Annotated in this window: 13 protein-coding genes; 6 read left to right on the top strand and 7 right to left on the bottom strand. The window is 37.5% G+C overall.

Features of this window, described 5'->3' with window-relative positions; translation table 11 throughout:
* The first annotated feature begins 121 nt into the window (after positions 1-121).
* From SOP96_RS17665 to SOP96_RS17650, 4 genes are all read left to right on the top strand, one after another.
* Positions 122-1,081: a KpsF/GutQ family sugar-phosphate isomerase gene (locus SOP96_RS17665; protein ID WP_326322243.1), complete on the top strand. Its 960-nt coding sequence runs from the start codon at positions 122-124 to the stop codon at positions 1,079-1,081.
* Between the two features lie 70 nt (positions 1,082-1,151).
* Positions 1,152-1,976, top strand: coding sequence for a twin-arginine translocase subunit TatC (gene tatC / locus SOP96_RS17660; protein WP_326322213.1), 825 nt, complete (start codon positions 1,152-1,154; stop codon positions 1,974-1,976).
* Between the two features lie 438 nt (positions 1,977-2,414).
* The gene (locus SOP96_RS17655; RefSeq protein WP_326322212.1) at positions 2,415-4,046 is read left to right on the top strand and encodes a M1 family metallopeptidase; all 1,632 of its coding nucleotides are present in this window, start codon (positions 2,415-2,417) and stop codon (positions 4,044-4,046) included.
* A 118-nt stretch (positions 4,047-4,164) separates the two neighbouring features.
* Entirely contained in the window at positions 4,165-6,021 is a 1,857-nt protein-coding gene (locus SOP96_RS17650) for a M61 family metallopeptidase (protein ID WP_326322211.1), read from the top strand.
* A gap of 445 nt (positions 6,022-6,466) precedes the next feature.
* Here SOP96_RS17650 and SOP96_RS17645 read toward each other — a convergent pair whose 3' ends face one another.
* The 3 genes from SOP96_RS17645 to pepE all read right to left on the bottom strand — a co-directional run bounded on the left by SOP96_RS17645 (position 6,467) and on the right by pepE (position 9,850).
* Positions 6,467-7,624: a sensor histidine kinase gene (locus SOP96_RS17645; protein WP_326322242.1), complete on the bottom strand. Its 1,158-nt coding sequence runs from the start codon at positions 7,622-7,624 to the stop codon at positions 6,467-6,469.
* 4 nt (positions 7,625-7,628) lie between these two features.
* Entirely contained in the window at positions 7,629-8,999 is a 1,371-nt protein-coding gene (gene dacB, locus SOP96_RS17640; RefSeq protein WP_326322210.1) for a D-alanyl-D-alanine carboxypeptidase/D-alanyl-D-alanine endopeptidase, read from the bottom strand.
* A gap of 158 nt (positions 9,000-9,157) precedes the next feature.
* Positions 9,158-9,850, bottom strand: a complete 693-nt coding sequence (gene pepE / locus SOP96_RS17635; protein WP_326322209.1) for a dipeptidase PepE — start codon at positions 9,848-9,850, stop codon at positions 9,158-9,160.
* A 184-nt stretch (positions 9,851-10,034) separates the two neighbouring features.
* Between pepE and SOP96_RS17630 the strand changes: the two genes are divergently transcribed.
* The gene (locus tag SOP96_RS17630) at positions 10,035-10,604 is read left to right on the top strand and encodes a tetratricopeptide repeat protein (protein WP_326322208.1); all 570 of its coding nucleotides are present in this window, start codon (positions 10,035-10,037) and stop codon (positions 10,602-10,604) included.
* A 41-nt stretch (positions 10,605-10,645) separates the two neighbouring features.
* On the opposite strand, the gene SOP96_RS17625 is transcribed toward SOP96_RS17630, so the two are convergent.
* Positions 10,646-11,134: a YdeI/OmpD-associated family protein gene (locus tag SOP96_RS17625; protein ID WP_326322207.1), complete on the bottom strand. Its 489-nt coding sequence runs from the start codon at positions 11,132-11,134 to the stop codon at positions 10,646-10,648.
* A 282-nt stretch (positions 11,135-11,416) separates the two neighbouring features.
* On the opposite strand from SOP96_RS17625, the gene fsa reads away from it, so the two are divergent.
* Complete coding sequence (gene fsa / locus SOP96_RS17620) at positions 11,417-12,070, top strand: fructose-6-phosphate aldolase (RefSeq protein WP_326322206.1); 654 nt, start codon at positions 11,417-11,419, stop codon at positions 12,068-12,070.
* A gap of 53 nt (positions 12,071-12,123) precedes the next feature.
* On the opposite strand, the gene SOP96_RS17615 is transcribed toward fsa, so the two are convergent.
* From SOP96_RS17615 to SOP96_RS17605, 3 genes are all read right to left on the bottom strand, one after another.
* Positions 12,124-12,684: a sugar O-acetyltransferase gene (locus SOP96_RS17615; protein ID WP_326322205.1), complete on the bottom strand. Its 561-nt coding sequence runs from the start codon at positions 12,682-12,684 to the stop codon at positions 12,124-12,126.
* 95 nt (positions 12,685-12,779) lie between these two features.
* On the bottom strand, positions 12,780-13,676 hold the full coding sequence (locus SOP96_RS17610; protein ID WP_326322204.1) for a GLPGLI family protein: 897 nt from the start codon (positions 13,674-13,676) through the stop codon (positions 12,780-12,782).
* 63 nt (positions 13,677-13,739) lie between these two features.
* Complete coding sequence (locus tag SOP96_RS17605) at positions 13,740-15,587, bottom strand: M56 family metallopeptidase (protein ID WP_326322203.1); 1,848 nt, start codon at positions 15,585-15,587, stop codon at positions 13,740-13,742.
* Positions 15,588-15,589: the final 2 nt, after the last annotated feature.

Below are 15,589 nucleotides of genomic sequence, written 5' to 3'. Positions count from 1 at the left end.
AGTTATGAATTTTTCGCTTAAAATAAAAGCGAACGAATTTATAAAAAATTATATTTATAATAAAAATTCTTTTAGAAATAACGCTTTTTAAATTGATTTTTATATGCCCTATATACATAAAATGGAAAGATCCGACATTATCTCAATAGCGAAAAGCACTTTAGAAATTGAAATTTCAGAACTTGAAAAACTCCGCAACCGATTAAATGATGATTTTGCCCGTGCGGTGGAAATTATTCATTCGGCTAAAGGAAAGCTTATCGTTGTAGGAATCGGGAAATCTGCCCACGTAGGCAACAAAATTGTGGCAACCCTGAATTCCACGGGAACACCTTCCCAGTTTTTGCACGCTTCAGAAGCCATTCACGGAGATCTTGGGGTGATCCAGAAACAGGATGTGGTGTTATGCATTTCCAACTCCGGAAATTCCCCTGAAATTGTAAATCTTGTCCCTTACCTTAAAGAATATTCTTCTGCACTGATCGGAATGACGGGAAATAAATCAAGCAAGCTTGCCGAGTTTTCAGAGGTGATTCTTGATACGCATGTTGACATGGAAGCCTGCCCTAACAAGCTTGCCCCAACAAGCTCCACCACTTTACAGATGGCTTTGGGAGATGCGCTCGCCATTGCTTTAATGGAAATAAATGATTTTAAGGCTAATGATTTTGCTAAATTTCATCCGGGCGGAAGCCTTGGAAAAAACCTGATATCGAAAGTAGACGATTTCCTGTCTTCACAAAAACCTCAGGTAACCGAACATGATACGGTGAAAGACGTTATCATCTCCATCAGCGGATCGCGTCACGGAATTACTGTTGTTACCAATAACGATGAAATTATCGGAGTAATTACCGACGGAGATTTAAGGAGAATGCTTTTGAAAGGTGATGATATTTCTAAAGTACTTGCAAAAGATATTATGTCTGCCAATCCGAAAACGATTGAAAGGACAGCACTGGCCAAAGAAGCCATGAATATATTAAAAGACAACAATATCGGACAGCTTGTTGTAACGGAAAACGGAAAATATTTCGGGATTATTGATCTGCATAAGCTGCTGGACGAAGGAATTAATTAAGCTGAAAGATTTAACGTAATACAATACCGAAACTTTTTTCATACATTTGAAACCTTAAAAATAGCATCCTGTGAGTGAAAAAGACATGTCTTTTCTTGGACATATTGGGGAATTAAGAGGCCACCTTATCCGTTCGATTCTTGCCATCATCGTTGCGGCGGTTATTATCGGCTTTAATATCAACTGGATCATGGATCATATTTTTTTCGGTCCTACCAGAAACGATTTTGCCACCTTTGAAATGGTTAATCACTTTTCAAGAATGATTTTGGGTGAAGACAGCATTCACCTTCCTAAAGATTTTCCGGTGCGTGCCAGCAAATTGTACCAGCAATTCAATGTTATGATGGCGGTATCTCTGTTTGGAGGTATTGTTCTGGCTTTTCCTTATATTGTGTGGGAACTGTGGCGGTTTATAAGTCCGGCCCTTCATCCTAACGAAAGGAAAAATTCTATTTTCATTATCAATTCCGTATGGATTTTGTTTATGACAGGGGTGTTATGCGGTTATTACCTCATTCTTCCCTTTGCTGTTAATTTCGGAGTAATCTTTAAAATTTCAGATATTATTATTCCGCTTTACGATTTAAGTGATTATACAACATTGTTTTTACAGGTTGTCCTCGGAATGGGCGTTATTTTCCTCTTCCCGGTTCTTATTTATTTTCTTACATCAATAGGAATACTGACGCCGACATTTATGAAAACATATCGTCGTCATGCCATTGTTCTTATTATGGTAGTAGCGGCAATTATCACGCCTGCCGATGTTTTAAGTATGATGATGGCAGCACTTCCATTATTGCTGTTGTATGAATTCAGCATTATCATGTGTTCGTACACTTATAAAAAGGTTCAGAAAGCGGCCAATAATCTACCGGCTGTTAAGGATTAAATTTCAAAACATTTACAATATATTCCCGCAGAGAAAATCTGCGGGATTTTTTTAGGAGCTATTTCGCGCTTTCCGCTGCAATCTTTTTTTTCCTCACCCTAAATCCCTCTCCCAAAGAGAGGGACTGTCCAGCAGCTAAAAAAGGATTTCCGCTGCAATCACGGCTAGGGTTTTTGTCTTATGTTTGTAATCTTTCTGAAATGTATGTATGAAAGTATTGTTCTTATATTTTAACCACTCCGTCAAAAAATCTTCAATTTTTCGCCACCCCTCCAAAGGAGGGAAATCTCACGACAGAATAATTGATTACAAAATAGCAATTACAAAGAATGTAACAAACTTTAACTTCTTTCGTCTCATTAAAGGATCGTAATAATTTAGATAAGCTGAATTTTACGTGTATTAAATTTCTATTTTAGCGATTATAATTTAATTCAGATGAAAAAACTCTCATATACGCTTTTATTGGCTTCGGGATTGGTTTTCGGACAGTTTTTCGAGAGAGATAAAGCCTTTACAAAACAGGATACTTTAAAAGGTTCTGATACGGAATTCAGGAACTTTTGGGATGTAAAAAAATATGATCTTTCCGTGGAGCCGGATTTTGAGGCAAAAAGCATTAAAGGAAATAATCTAATCAGCTTCGAAATCACCAAAGATGTTACAAATCCTACGTTTCAGGTAGATCTTCAGCAGCCGATGAAAGCTGATCACGTCAAAGCAAGTTTTCCTATTGCAGAGTATCAACAGGATGGCGATTTTATTTGGATCAAAACCAATAAATCCTTTAAAAAAGGAGAAAAATATACGATTGATGTAATTTATTCAGGAAATCCGAGAATTGCGAGAAATGCACCATGGGACGGAGGATGGATATTTATCAAAGACGAAAACGGAAATCCGTGGATGAGCGTTGCTGATGAAGGTATCGGAGCTTCCATCTGGCTTCCTACCAAAGATATCTGGAGCGACGAACCTGAAAATGGTATCGTCATGAAAATCATTACCCCAAAAGATCTGGTTGGTGTAGGAAACGGAAGGCTCATCAGTAAAAAAACGGAGGGTGGTAAAACCGCTTACACGTGGGAAGTTAAAAACCCGATCAATGCCTATTCCATTATTCCCAACATCGGAAAATATGTTAATTTTAAAGACACTTACAATGGAGAAAAAGGCAGGCTGGATCTTGATTACTGGGTAATCGACTATAATCTTGATAAAGCTAAAAAACAGTTTCAGCAGGTAAAACCGATGCTTTCTGCTTTTGAATACTGGTTCGGACCGTATCCTTTTTATGAAGATTCTTACAAGCTTGTAGAATCGCCTTATCTTGGAATGGAACACCAGAGCAATGTGGCATACGGAAACGGATATGAAAACGGCTATCTCGGAAATGATCTTTCAGGAACAGGGGTTGGGCTAAATTGGGACTATATTATCATCCACGAAAGCGGCCATGAATGGTTTGCCAATAATATTACGGCAAAAGATCAGGCAGACATGTGGGTTCATGAAGGGTTCACAATGTATTCCGAGGTTCTTTTCACAGAAAAATTCATGGATAAAAAATCTGCAGACGTTTATATGCAGGGAATCCACAATACCATCAGCAATGATATTCCGATTATCGGGAAATATGGCGTGCGAAATGAAGGTAGCGGCGATATGTATTCCAAAGGTGCAAGCATGCTGCATACCATCCGACAGGTCATTAACAATGATGAAAAGTTCAGGGATATTTTAAGAGGCATCAATAAAGATTTTTATCATCAGACCGTCACCACACAACAGATTGAGAATTATATTTCAAAAAAATCGGGAATTGATTTTTCAAGCGTCTTCAACCAATACCTCAGGTCGGTAAAAGTTCCTGTTCTTGAATATGAACAAAAAGGAGAAGAATTAAAATTCAGGTATACAAATGTTGTAAAAGATTTCAGATTGCCTGTAAGGATCGACAGTGATCTCACCATTACCCCTACCGAACAATGGCAGACTGTAAAAATAAAGAATGGCAGCCCCGTTCAATTCGATAAAAATTATTATATCAGATATAAAAATATTCAGTAACAATTCAGTAAAGGCAAATCTTTAACAAAGAATTTGTCTTTTTTTTATAAAAAATTTAACAGAGAAGATGTAACAAAAACAGGTTTTCAACAACTATTTAACTATAATTTTAAACTCAATGAAGAAAATAGCATTTAGCTTAGGTATTTTATCAGCATTTCTGGTAAATGCCCAGTCGATTAAAACTACGATCGATCTTGTGAACGTAAAAGACGATAAAGTGGCCGTAACCATGGAATTTCCGAAAATGAAATCCGGAGATGTAAAGTTTCACTTTCCGAAAACCGTTCCCGGAACGTATTCTGTAGACGATTACGGAAGATTTGTGGAAGGCATTAAATTCTATGACAACAAAGGAAAAGAAATTGCTTTTACAAAAGTGAATGACAATACGTATTCTCTTAAAAACGCAAAAAACCTCTCCAAGGTTACCTATCTGGTAAATGACAGTTTCGATGATGAAATGGATACTTCCAAGCACAAGGCTGTTTTCTCGCCATCCGGAACGGATATTGAAGAAGGAAAAGTTTACCTCATCAATACCCACGGATTTGTCGGATACATCGATAATATGCAGGATGTACCTTATCAGCTTATAATCCAAAAACCTGCAGATTTTTACGGAACCACGGCTTTGGTAGACCAAGATAAGTCGGATGCTACAGATACTTTTACACTGGCAAATTATGCTAAGGTTACAGACTCTCCGTTAATGTACACCAAACCGGATTATATTACATTCAATGCGGGAGGAATGGATCTTGTACTGGGTGTTTATTCTCCTTCCGGGAAATATAAAGCCGCAGATTTTAAAGATAATCTTGAAAAAATGGTGGTTGCCCAAAAGAAATTCCTGGGTGATATGAACACCAATAAAAAATACGCAATCATGTTGTATCTTTCCGGTGGGGACGGACCTCAGATCAAAGGATTCGGAGCACTGGAACATCATGAATCAACCAGTGTTGTGCTTCCTGAAATGATGCCGAAAGAAGCCATCGACAAAACCATTACCGATGTGGTTTCGCATGAGTTTTTCCACACGGTAAATCCGCTAAAAACGCATTCTGAAGAAATTCATTATTTTGATTATGCAGATCCGAAAATGTCTCAACACCTTTGGATGTATGAGGGCGGAACGGAATATTTTGCCAATCTTTTCCAGATCCAGGAAGGTTTGATTACCAGGGATGAATTCCTTCAGAGAATAAATGAAAAAATCACCAATTCAAAGAACTACAATGACACGATGCCATTTACGGTGATGAGTAAAAATGTTCTCCTGGATGAGTATAAAGACCAGTACAGAAATGTATATGAAAAAGGTGCTCTTCTTGCTATGTGTCTGGACATTGAGCTCAGAAAGCTTTCAAACGGTGAAATGGGATATCGTGATATGATCAGGAAGCTGTCTCAGCGATTCGGCGAAAACAAACCGTTCAAAGATGATAAGCTTATAGATGAATTGGTTGAAGTTACCGGATATCCTCAGGTAAGGGATTTTTATAACAAATATATTGCAGGAAGCCAGCCGACGCCTTATGCACAATACCTGAAGATGGCAGGGGTAGAATTGAAATCACAGGAAACACCGCCTATTTTCTGGTTTATCAAAGATCCGAACCAGACAGGATATGACGAAAAAACCAATACTTTCGTATTTGATGAAAGTTCTGCCCTTTCGCCTTTTGCAAAAAGTATCGGATTCAAAATTACGGACAAAATTCTCGCTTTAGACGGCAAAACCATCAACATCCAAAACGTTCAGGATTTCATTAATTATTCCAAAACAATTAAGGAAGGCCAGAATGTAACGGTAACTGTTTTGAGGGACAACGGCGGGAAATCTGAAAAGATGGATCTTAAAGGCAAAGCCGTACTTGATAAGATGACGATAGAAACGCTTCAGTTTAAGGCCAATCCGACTCCGGAAGAAAAGAAACTTCAGGATCAGTGGCTTACCGGAAAGAAGTAATTTGTTTCCTCACCCTAAATCCCTCTCCAATGGAGAGGGACTTTTGTATGCGAAAAGGGATTTCTCTACAATCGGAATTATGAGAGATAAATGGCCAATTTCTGTGAGTCAATAATGAATTTTCTTATTCAAATTAGATTATTATTTTAAAACCACCCCGTCAAAAATTTCTTTGAAATTTTTGCCACCCCTCCAAAGGAGGGGAATTTTAGCATCAGAATTGAATGTCAGAAATAATTACAAATTTTCATACCGAAAGCATAAGCACTAAATCAAAAAAGTTAAATAAAAAAGAAGGCCCAAGTGAGGTTTAAGAAGCCCTATATTCATTCTGCTTGTGAACTTCGTTCGTAAACCTTCGGCTTATATTCAAAATAACAAATACTTTGAAGCTCTATAACACCAAAACTCTAAAACACTCCAGCAAATTAATGAAACACAATCATCATGCTTTCTTAACGGTAATTCTAAAAGTTGTTCCTTTTCCCACTTCGGTCTGTGCAATTTTGATATCGCCTTTATGGTACTCCTGTACTACTCTTCTTGCTAATGACAAACCTAATCCCCAGCCGCGTTTTTTTGTAGAATATCCGGGTTTAAATGCGTTTGCAGCCTGATGTTTTGTCATGCCGCTTCCGGTGTCCTGAACTTCCACTACGATATTTTTATTTCTTTCGGTGACCGACATGGAAATCGAACCCTCCCCTTTCATGGCATCGACGGCATTTTTTACCAGGTTTTCAATGACCCAGCTCATCAGGATCTTATTGTGCGGGACGGAAATCGTATAATTCGGAAGATGCAGTCCGAAATTAATTTTACGGGAAATCCTTGTTTTGAGGTAATCATAATTCTCCTGGATCGTTGCATTAAAATCGGTATCATTCAGTTCAGGAACAGAACCGATTTTGGAAAACCTCTCCGAAATGGTCTTTAATCGTTCAATATCTTTTTCAATCTCATGAATACCTTCAGACTCCGGATCATCCAGCTTCATGATTTCCATCCAGCCGATCATTGAAGACAGAGGCGTTCCGATCTGGTGTGCCGTTTCTTTGGCTAATCCGGCCCACAAATACCCTTCATCCGTTTTTTTAATCGTCCTGAAAAACCAGAATGAAAACAGGAAATAGCACAGAATAAAAAAGCCTAAAATATAGGGAGAATACTGAAGATTGTTTAATAGACGGGAATTATCATAATATACAAATTGCTTATTTCCTTTTACCAATTCAATTTCAATAGGTGCATAACTTTTTGCCATCTGCTTTGCCAATGCAACAATTTTTTCAGGTTCATCTTCGATATCCGGAGAGATATTTCGGTGCACCATTATCTCATCGTTTTTATCAAGTATAATCACTGGGATTGTAGTATTCGAACTATAAATTTGAAGCAGTAATTCCTGAATTTCCAAACTTGGTGTCTCTACTTCCTGTTGAAATTTCAAGGCACTTACCAAAATATCAACCCTTTTAATCTCTTCTTTACGCAGAAAATTGATTAAAATGGTGGAGGCAATCACAATTGCCAGGACAACAATCGTCATCAGGACAAAAATGATCCAGTTATTCAGCCTGGCAAATATTGATTTTCTCAAAATAAAATTATTTTAAAACGTTCAGGATTTTCTGTAGTTCGGAGCTTCCGCTTCCCTGATAGTTGTTGATGATGATTGAAAATACGTATTTTTTTCCGTCTGTGGAAGTATGAAATCCGGCGAAAGATTTGGTATCTCTCATGGTTCCGCTTTTCATTTTCATCCCGTTATCCTGAGTTGGAAATCCGTCGTAATAGGATTCAAACCACGGTTGTTTTTTAGCATAAATCAGCGCCTGTACTTCAGCTCTTGCCGATACATAATTTTGTGGGGAAAGCCCGCTTCCGTCAGCAAAATTAATCATGTTCGGATTAATTCCTTTCGATTTCCAGAATTCTTTTAAATAGGCAACTCCGGTTTTAAAGCTGGGATTTCCTTTTTTTTCCTTTCCTAAGGTTTTGATTAGCGTTTCACCGTATAGATTAACACTTTTTCTTAAAAACCAATAGATGATTTTATCGAGAGCTGGAGATTCATACGTAAAAATCGTGTTGTTTTTGGAGAAGCTTACTGTTTTTTTTTCTTCAATTTCAAGCTGAGCGTTGGTGATTGTTTTTCCGGAAAGTTCAATTCCGGCCTGCTGCAGCCATTGTTTTACTTCTACGCCAAGCTGTAACGGCGGATTGGGTGTAGCTCCTGAAACCGTTACTGTTTTGGAAGGTAATGTCCCGTTTATTAAAGCAACATTGGAATGCGGTGCGGTAAAAATAAGGCTCTGATCTGAATTTCCGCCAACTTTCACGTCGTTGAGCCACTTTACGCCTTCCAAAGGATAAGAAAAACTTTTGAATTCGTTCCCGTTGATATTGATATCAAACTGGTTTTCGCGCCAGTTGACTCCCCAGACTCCGGCTCCGTAATAATTTCCGAGGTCGTCCCACGGCCATCCTCCCGGAATCGTCTGGTGGTCAAAATAAGAATCATCAATCACAAGATCGCCTGAAATTTTTGTAATGCCTGCTTTTTTTATGGCATCTAAGAGTTTTTGCTTAAAATTTTCAGGCTTGTATGCATCATAACGCCAGCTTCCAAGTGTAGGGTCGCCGGTTGAGGTAATGATAAAATCTCCTTTTAGATTTCCCCCGGAAATATTCCCTGAATATCCTGCAATAGTTTTATACGTGTAGTTTTTACCCAGCACTTCAAGAGCTGCCGCAGCGGTAAATATTTTCTGGGTAGAGGCTGTAGACAATCCTTTATTTCCCTGGTATTCGTAAATAAAATTTCCGCTTTCATCTGAAACGTAAAATGATAAGTTTGACGAAACAGCTGCTGAAGAATTCATCAGATTTTTGGTGGCTGCATCCAGTTTTTGGGATATTTCCTGGGCGAAAACGGCCTGCACGGATAAAGTAAGGGCTGCTAATGTTTTTCTCATTGCATTTTTGGTTTTCTAATTTTTTGAAGCTTCGACAAGTTCAGCATGACATCACTATAATTTAGATGCCGGTAATCAGCACATAATAGAATATCATCACATAGGTTGAAACATCTTTTATTTAATTCAGAAATCAATTCAAATATAATTAAAATAAATTACAGCTCTGTTCCGGGTTCAATCTCGTAGGGCTGTTTATCTTTTTCAAAGATTCTGGTAAGTTCTGTACCTTCAACGGTAATTCTGTCACATTTTCTTCTAATCCAGTTTCCTTCACGGAGCCCGATTACTTTAAGATCATTCTGTGTTAAAAACTCTTTGATTCTTGTTTCTCTTGTTTCGCCATTATGTTTAAGTTCGGGATTTGGATCGAGATAATGTGGATTGATATTGAACGGAACCAGTCCCATGCAATCAAAACTTGAAGGATATACAATCGGCATATCATTCGTTGTTCTCATATTCTGTCCGCCAATATTGCTTCCTGCGCTGCATCCGAGGTAAGGTTTGCCGCTTTCGACATTATTTTTTAAAACCGACATCAGATTTTCCTCATGTAAAGTTTTAACCAGTAAAAATGTATTTCCGCCACCTGTAAAGAATCCTTTTGCATTATTTACTGCCGCTATTTTATCGTCGAATTCATGAAGCCCTTTTACTTTAATGTTGATTTTTTCAAAGAAAGATCGGGCTTTTGCGGTATAATCTTCATGAGAAATTCCTCCCGGCCTTGCGAAAGGAATGAAAATAATTTCATCGATGCCTTTAAAAAGGTTAATAAGTTCTTCTTTAAGATATTCAAGGTAATCTCCGCCAAAGAGCGTAGATGTTGATGCTAATATGATATTCATCGGTCTAAATGTCATTAAATAGGTTACTATGGCAAAGTTAACAATATGCCGCAAATCTAAAATTAGTATAAAAGATATATTTATCTCGTTAATTTTTTCAAAAAAAGCTTAAAGCTTCTAAAATTTTAACTTTTATGGAATTATAATTGAATTTTATTAATTGCAATTGAAAAATATTAGAATTATGAAAATGACTAAAATGAATATCAGAAGCCTATTGTTAGGTTTAATGTTGACAGGAGGTTTAAGTATTGTGAGCGCACAAACTACCCAGACAGATAGCACAGCAGGAACTGCTAATACCACTGCGACAGCAACAACCGCTCAAACATCTAATCCGACTGTTGAAGCGCTTAAAAAGCAGATTGAAGCCAACCCAAAAGATACTGAAGCATTAGCCAAATTAGCAGGTGCTTATCAAGAAGCTTCAGATTGGACCAATGCGATAGATATCTGGAAAAAAATATCTGTTCTGTTGCCTGATTGGGCTCCGTCCTATTACAGCCAGGCCTATGCTTATCAAAATATGAAAGATGATGCCAATGCCAGACTGGCTTACGAAAAGTATATCGCAACTGTGAAACCTGAAGAAGTGGAACAGAATAAGAAAAATCTTGCATATGCCTACTTTTACGTAGCATTCTCGGAGCAGCAATCTGATCCGGCTAAAGCAAAGGAACACATTGCTAAATCATTGCAATATGACCCAACTAATCAGGATGCAATCAAGCTGAGCCAAGCTTTAAATTCATAGTTATATGCAGATCCGGAGATTTTTCTCCGGATTTTTTTAGATTAATTTATTTTCTTTCCAAAAAAATCGGTTTCTCCTTTTAAATAGCTGATGATCTTTTCAATGTTTCTTTTGATTGCAGCTTCCGTTTTGAGGTTATTGATGTAGCGGATCAGCTCCAACTTTCGGGATGGCATTAAATTTTCAAAATTTTGCAGTGCTACAGGGTTTTTGCGGATGGCTTTATCCAGTTCCGGGTGTATGGGAACTGTTCTTTCGGAATTGTCAAACTCAACTGAAACTTCTATCATTTCACCCATTCTTTTCGGTGAATCTTTCAACATTGTGAGATTGATATACAACCTCCATTCTCCCAAATATTTCATTAAATTTTGCCTGAATGGCCTACCATTTACTGTTCCTTTCACCGGAATGGGGCTTTTGGATTTTCCTACATCCTGAAATATTTCGTTTAAAACTTCTTCAGGGAGAAAAACAAAAGGGTTGATTCCAATGATTTCAAGCCGGGCTGTGAATGGTTTGGTTTGCATCTTTAAAGTTACATTTTTTTATGAATAAATTTTTAAAAGTTGTCCTAAAGTTGTATCGTGTCTGCAGCCTAGCCTCGATTGAAGCAATTGTTTGAGCTCATTTTTTCTGATTTCGGGCGGCGCAGCTTCGCTGCGCCGCCCGAAATCAGAAAAAATAGCGAGTGCGGAAAGCGAGATCAAGCTTCTAAAAAATTAATCTTAAAAGGGAACTGCCTTATTAACCAATAAAATTTTCCACTCGAAATGGAATGTTTATCTTTGTATAACATAAATCTGTAAAACATGAAATTTTTTATTGACACTGCTAATTTAGAGCAAATTAAGGAAGCTAAGGATCTTGGAATTCTTGACGGGGTTACTACCAATCCTTCGCTAATGGCGAAAGAGGGAATTCAGGGTTCTGAAGCGATCAGAAATCATTATAAAGCAATTTGTGAAATTGTAGACGGGGATATTTCTGCGGAGGTTCTTTCTACAACGTATGAGGAAATGATTAAAGAAGGGGACGAATTGGCAGCGATTCACCCGAATATCGTGGTTAAAATCCCGATGATTAAGGACGGAATCAAGGCATTAAAGTATTTTTCAGATAAAGGCATCAGAACCAACTGTACATTGATCTTCTCTCCGGGACAGGCTCTTTTGGCGGCTAAAGCAGGAGCTAGTTATGTTTCTCCTTTTTTAGGAAGACTGGATGATATTTCAACAGACGGATTAAATTTAATCCAGGAAATCAGACTGATTTTTGATAATTATATGTATGAAACGGAAATTTTGGCAGCTTCTATCCGTCATTCTATGCATATTATCGATTGTGCGAAGATTGGTGCTGATGTAATTACTTCACCGCTTCCTCCAATCCTGAGCCTTCTTAAGCATCCGCTTACGGATAACGGACTGGCTCAGTTTGTTGCAGATTCTCAGAAACTTGCTTAAATTTTGAATATTATAAATTTTCGGCGCGGAAACGAAGTTTCCGCGCCGAAAATTTACTGATCGATATTTCTGACGGGCTTACAAGGGTTTCCTACTGCCACTACATTCTCCGGAATATCTCTGGTTACCACACTCCCTGCGCCGATTACAGTATTATTTCCAATGGAAACTCCGGGAAGAACCACTACATTGCCACCGAACCATACGTTATTGCCTATTTTTATTGGATGCGCTGTTTCCAGCCCTTCATTGCGTTGTTTTGCATCAATGGGATGACTGGCTGTGTAGAAGCTGCAATTAGGCCCGATAAATACATTGTCACCGAAACTGACTTTAGCGCAATCCAAAATGACGAGGTTGTGATTGGCGTAAAAATTTTCTCCTGCTTCAATATTGTAGCCATAGTCGCACCAGAAGCTGGGTTCGATACAGATATTTTCTCCTGTCTTTCCCAGTATTTTTTTCAATAAAGATAATCTTCCTTCAGAGTCGGAATTTTTAAGCTGATTGTATTCCCCGCAAAGATCTTTGGCAGCGATTCTTTCTTGGATCAGTTCCTGATCATAATTGGCATTGTATAAAAGTCCGGCTGCACATTTTTCTTTTTCTGTCATGATTTTGTGATGATGTAATGGTTTTAGTTCTAAAGATAATAAAAGAAAACAGGATGAAATCTATCTTTCATCCTGCTTTGAAAACAATTTATAATTTATTTTACTAAATCCGGTTCAATAGGATTATTGTTCTTAGCTAATGATTCTTTGGCTCTTTTTTCCATTTCCCTGAATACCTGGTTGGGGTCTGAAATTTCTTTACCGTCCTGTGTTCGTACTTTGAAGCTTACTCTTGTATTATCATTTCCCATCATCATTTCTCTCATACTCTTAGAAGGATCATTCACATAATCTTTCCACAATTTTTTATATTGAGATTTTGAAATTTCAAGCTCTTTTCCTCCAAGTCCCATAATTCTTACATTTCCCGGAACTTCCATATCTTCTGAAACTGCGGGGGTTTCCATTTTTTTATTTCCTACCAAGGTCATGACATGAGAACCGGTGATATCTTCAAGTTTTACAATAAGCCCCGGAAGCCCGTAAAATTTGTATGGCCCGTCTTGGAAAGGAATATCCGTACTGAACCATGCAATCCATTCTCTTCCGCCGTAGGTGGTAGTTGCTTTTTGTGCGTTGTACTCTCCTATTTTCTGTTTTTCGGGTAGGATTTTCCATTCCGGTTTCTGGTCTTCTATTACTTTATACTGATCCATGGAAATTCTCGTAAAAAGATAAGTCTTAAAATCGGGATAGCTTTTCGTTACCTTATAGCCTACTTGTCCCTGCTTTTCCTTTCTGCTGATGTTGATGTTTCCGCCGCCGCCTTTAATCTGCTTCTGCACTTCTGCATTCGACGTGGAATCGGCAACAAACTTGTCCCTGCTGTAGTAGCTGGAACCTTTCTGATCAATATCCAGCAGCATCATTTCTTTTTTTACATCTTCTTTATTATTGGAATCGGGTATAAATTTATATTCATAGAAGAAACGGTTGATCTGTGCACCGGCAGCAATGCTTATGAACATAAAAAGTAGGCTGATATTTTTCATAATTGTTATTTTTTCTAAAAAGCTCTGCCTATTTGCAAATGCAGAACAGAGCTTATGGAACTTTTATTTTTTAGTTTCAATTTTTATTTCTCCGGAACTTTTCCCATCTGTATTACGCTTATTAATGCTCATACTTCTTATAGATTCCGGTTTTAAGGCCTCCATCTGTTCTTTTGTAGATTCTTTTCCGTCAATATAGATTTTCATGCTTTCTATACCTTCTGTATTTTTAATTCCTGAAGCAATAATAGATGCGCCTTTATTGCTGATCTTAATATTATCAGCATTAATTCTGAATGTTCGGTCTCCCGGAAATGCTTTAAATGTATTGCTGTAAATATAGGCTCTTCCTCCTTCCAAAGCTCTTCTTTCGGCTTCAATTTTTGCTCTTTCGCCTTCCAGCTTGGCTCTTTTCTCGTTCAGCTTTGCTCTTTCTTTATCAAGCTTAGCTTTTTTTCTTGCTGTAGAAGCAGATTCTTTTGCTTTTTCCGAAGATCTCAACACCATATCCGCTTCAGGCGTCCACATCATATCTCCCGTTCCCTTAAACTTGTATACTTTTACTTTCGGAGCATCCGGCGGTGCAGGAACATCAGGAAATTCAAAGTCCATCTCCGGGGCTTCCGGCATTTCAAAATCAAATTTAAAATCTTTAACCTCCTTGAAAGCATCTTTAAATTCTTTGGAATTAAAATATTCATCCAACTTTATATCTTTTCCATCGAATTTAATCACCATGGCAGAATTAAGAAAGTCTTTAGAGCTTGCTATTTTCCCGATTTCCTCAGATAATTTTCCGATTTCTTCAAGATGCTTATTATATTCTGAGCTTTCCGGCTTAAGGTTTTTCAGGGCTTCGCTTTTTTCCTGAATTTTTTTGCTCAGATCAGCAATTTTCCTGTCATCTTCAGATTTCCTGTAGATCTTCGGAGTGATAATGGTTTTATCCTTAGATGATTGCGGAGTAATGGTATCTTTTTTAATAATAATTTTATCTTCTTGCTTGATTTGAGAAACAGCCTTCTCAATCTCCATATTAGTCGCTTTAATTTCCTGGTTTTTGGCATTTACCAGATATGCAAAAGCCACTGAAAATACGACCGGTAACGCTAAAATTCTACGCGCATACCCGAATTTTGTTTTAGGTTTTTGTAACATTTTTAATCGTTTTTTTAGATTAGAACTTAAAAACGGACTGGTGGCAGGCAACTGGTTTCCGGAAAAGTGGCTTGCTAAAAGCATCTGCGCAAATGCTTTGGTGTCCGATTGTTTTACGGCTTTTTTATCAGCCAGATATTCGTGAATTAAACTAATTTCTTTTTTAATGAGATGAAAAAACGGATTGAACCAGAAAGCAGATGTGATGACCTCAATAAAGATTTTATCAAACGAATGCTTCTGCTCAATGTGAACCATTTCGTGCTTCAGAATCTGCTTTCCGACCTCTGAATTCAGCATGATGGATTTCTTCCAGAAAAGATTTTTAAAGTAAGAAAAAGGTGCCTCCGTAAGGTCTGTATGGTAAAAGTTGATTCCGTCAAAGCTTTCTTTCTTAAACTGTTTTTTCAACTGATGGATTCTGAAAATCCCGTAGATGAATCTTCCTAAAAAATAGAAAGAAACCAGTCCCAAAGCTGAAAAAATAATTCTAAAATAAGTGTAATCATCGGTTGTATTTTTATGATTAAAATTCTGTACCGTATCTATTAATTTATAAATATCATTGCTTACTTCAATGGTAAAATCTTCAACTTTAACCAGCGGAAGAAGCAGGGATATGAACATCGCAGACAAAAGATAAAATCTGTTGTAGTGATGAAATGTCTTGTCTTTTAAAGACAACTTATAATACAAAAACATTACACCGGAACATACAATAACTTTTCCCAGGTATAGAAGTACAGTTTCCATAA

Origin of the sequence: Chryseobacterium salviniae (genome assembly GCF_035819015.1) — a bacterium.
GTDB classification, from domain to species: Bacteria; Bacteroidota; Bacteroidia; order Flavobacteriales; family Weeksellaceae; genus Chryseobacterium; species Chryseobacterium salviniae.
The sequence above is the reverse complement of the archived record's forward strand: the minus strand, read 5'-3'. Positions and strand labels throughout refer to the sequence as shown.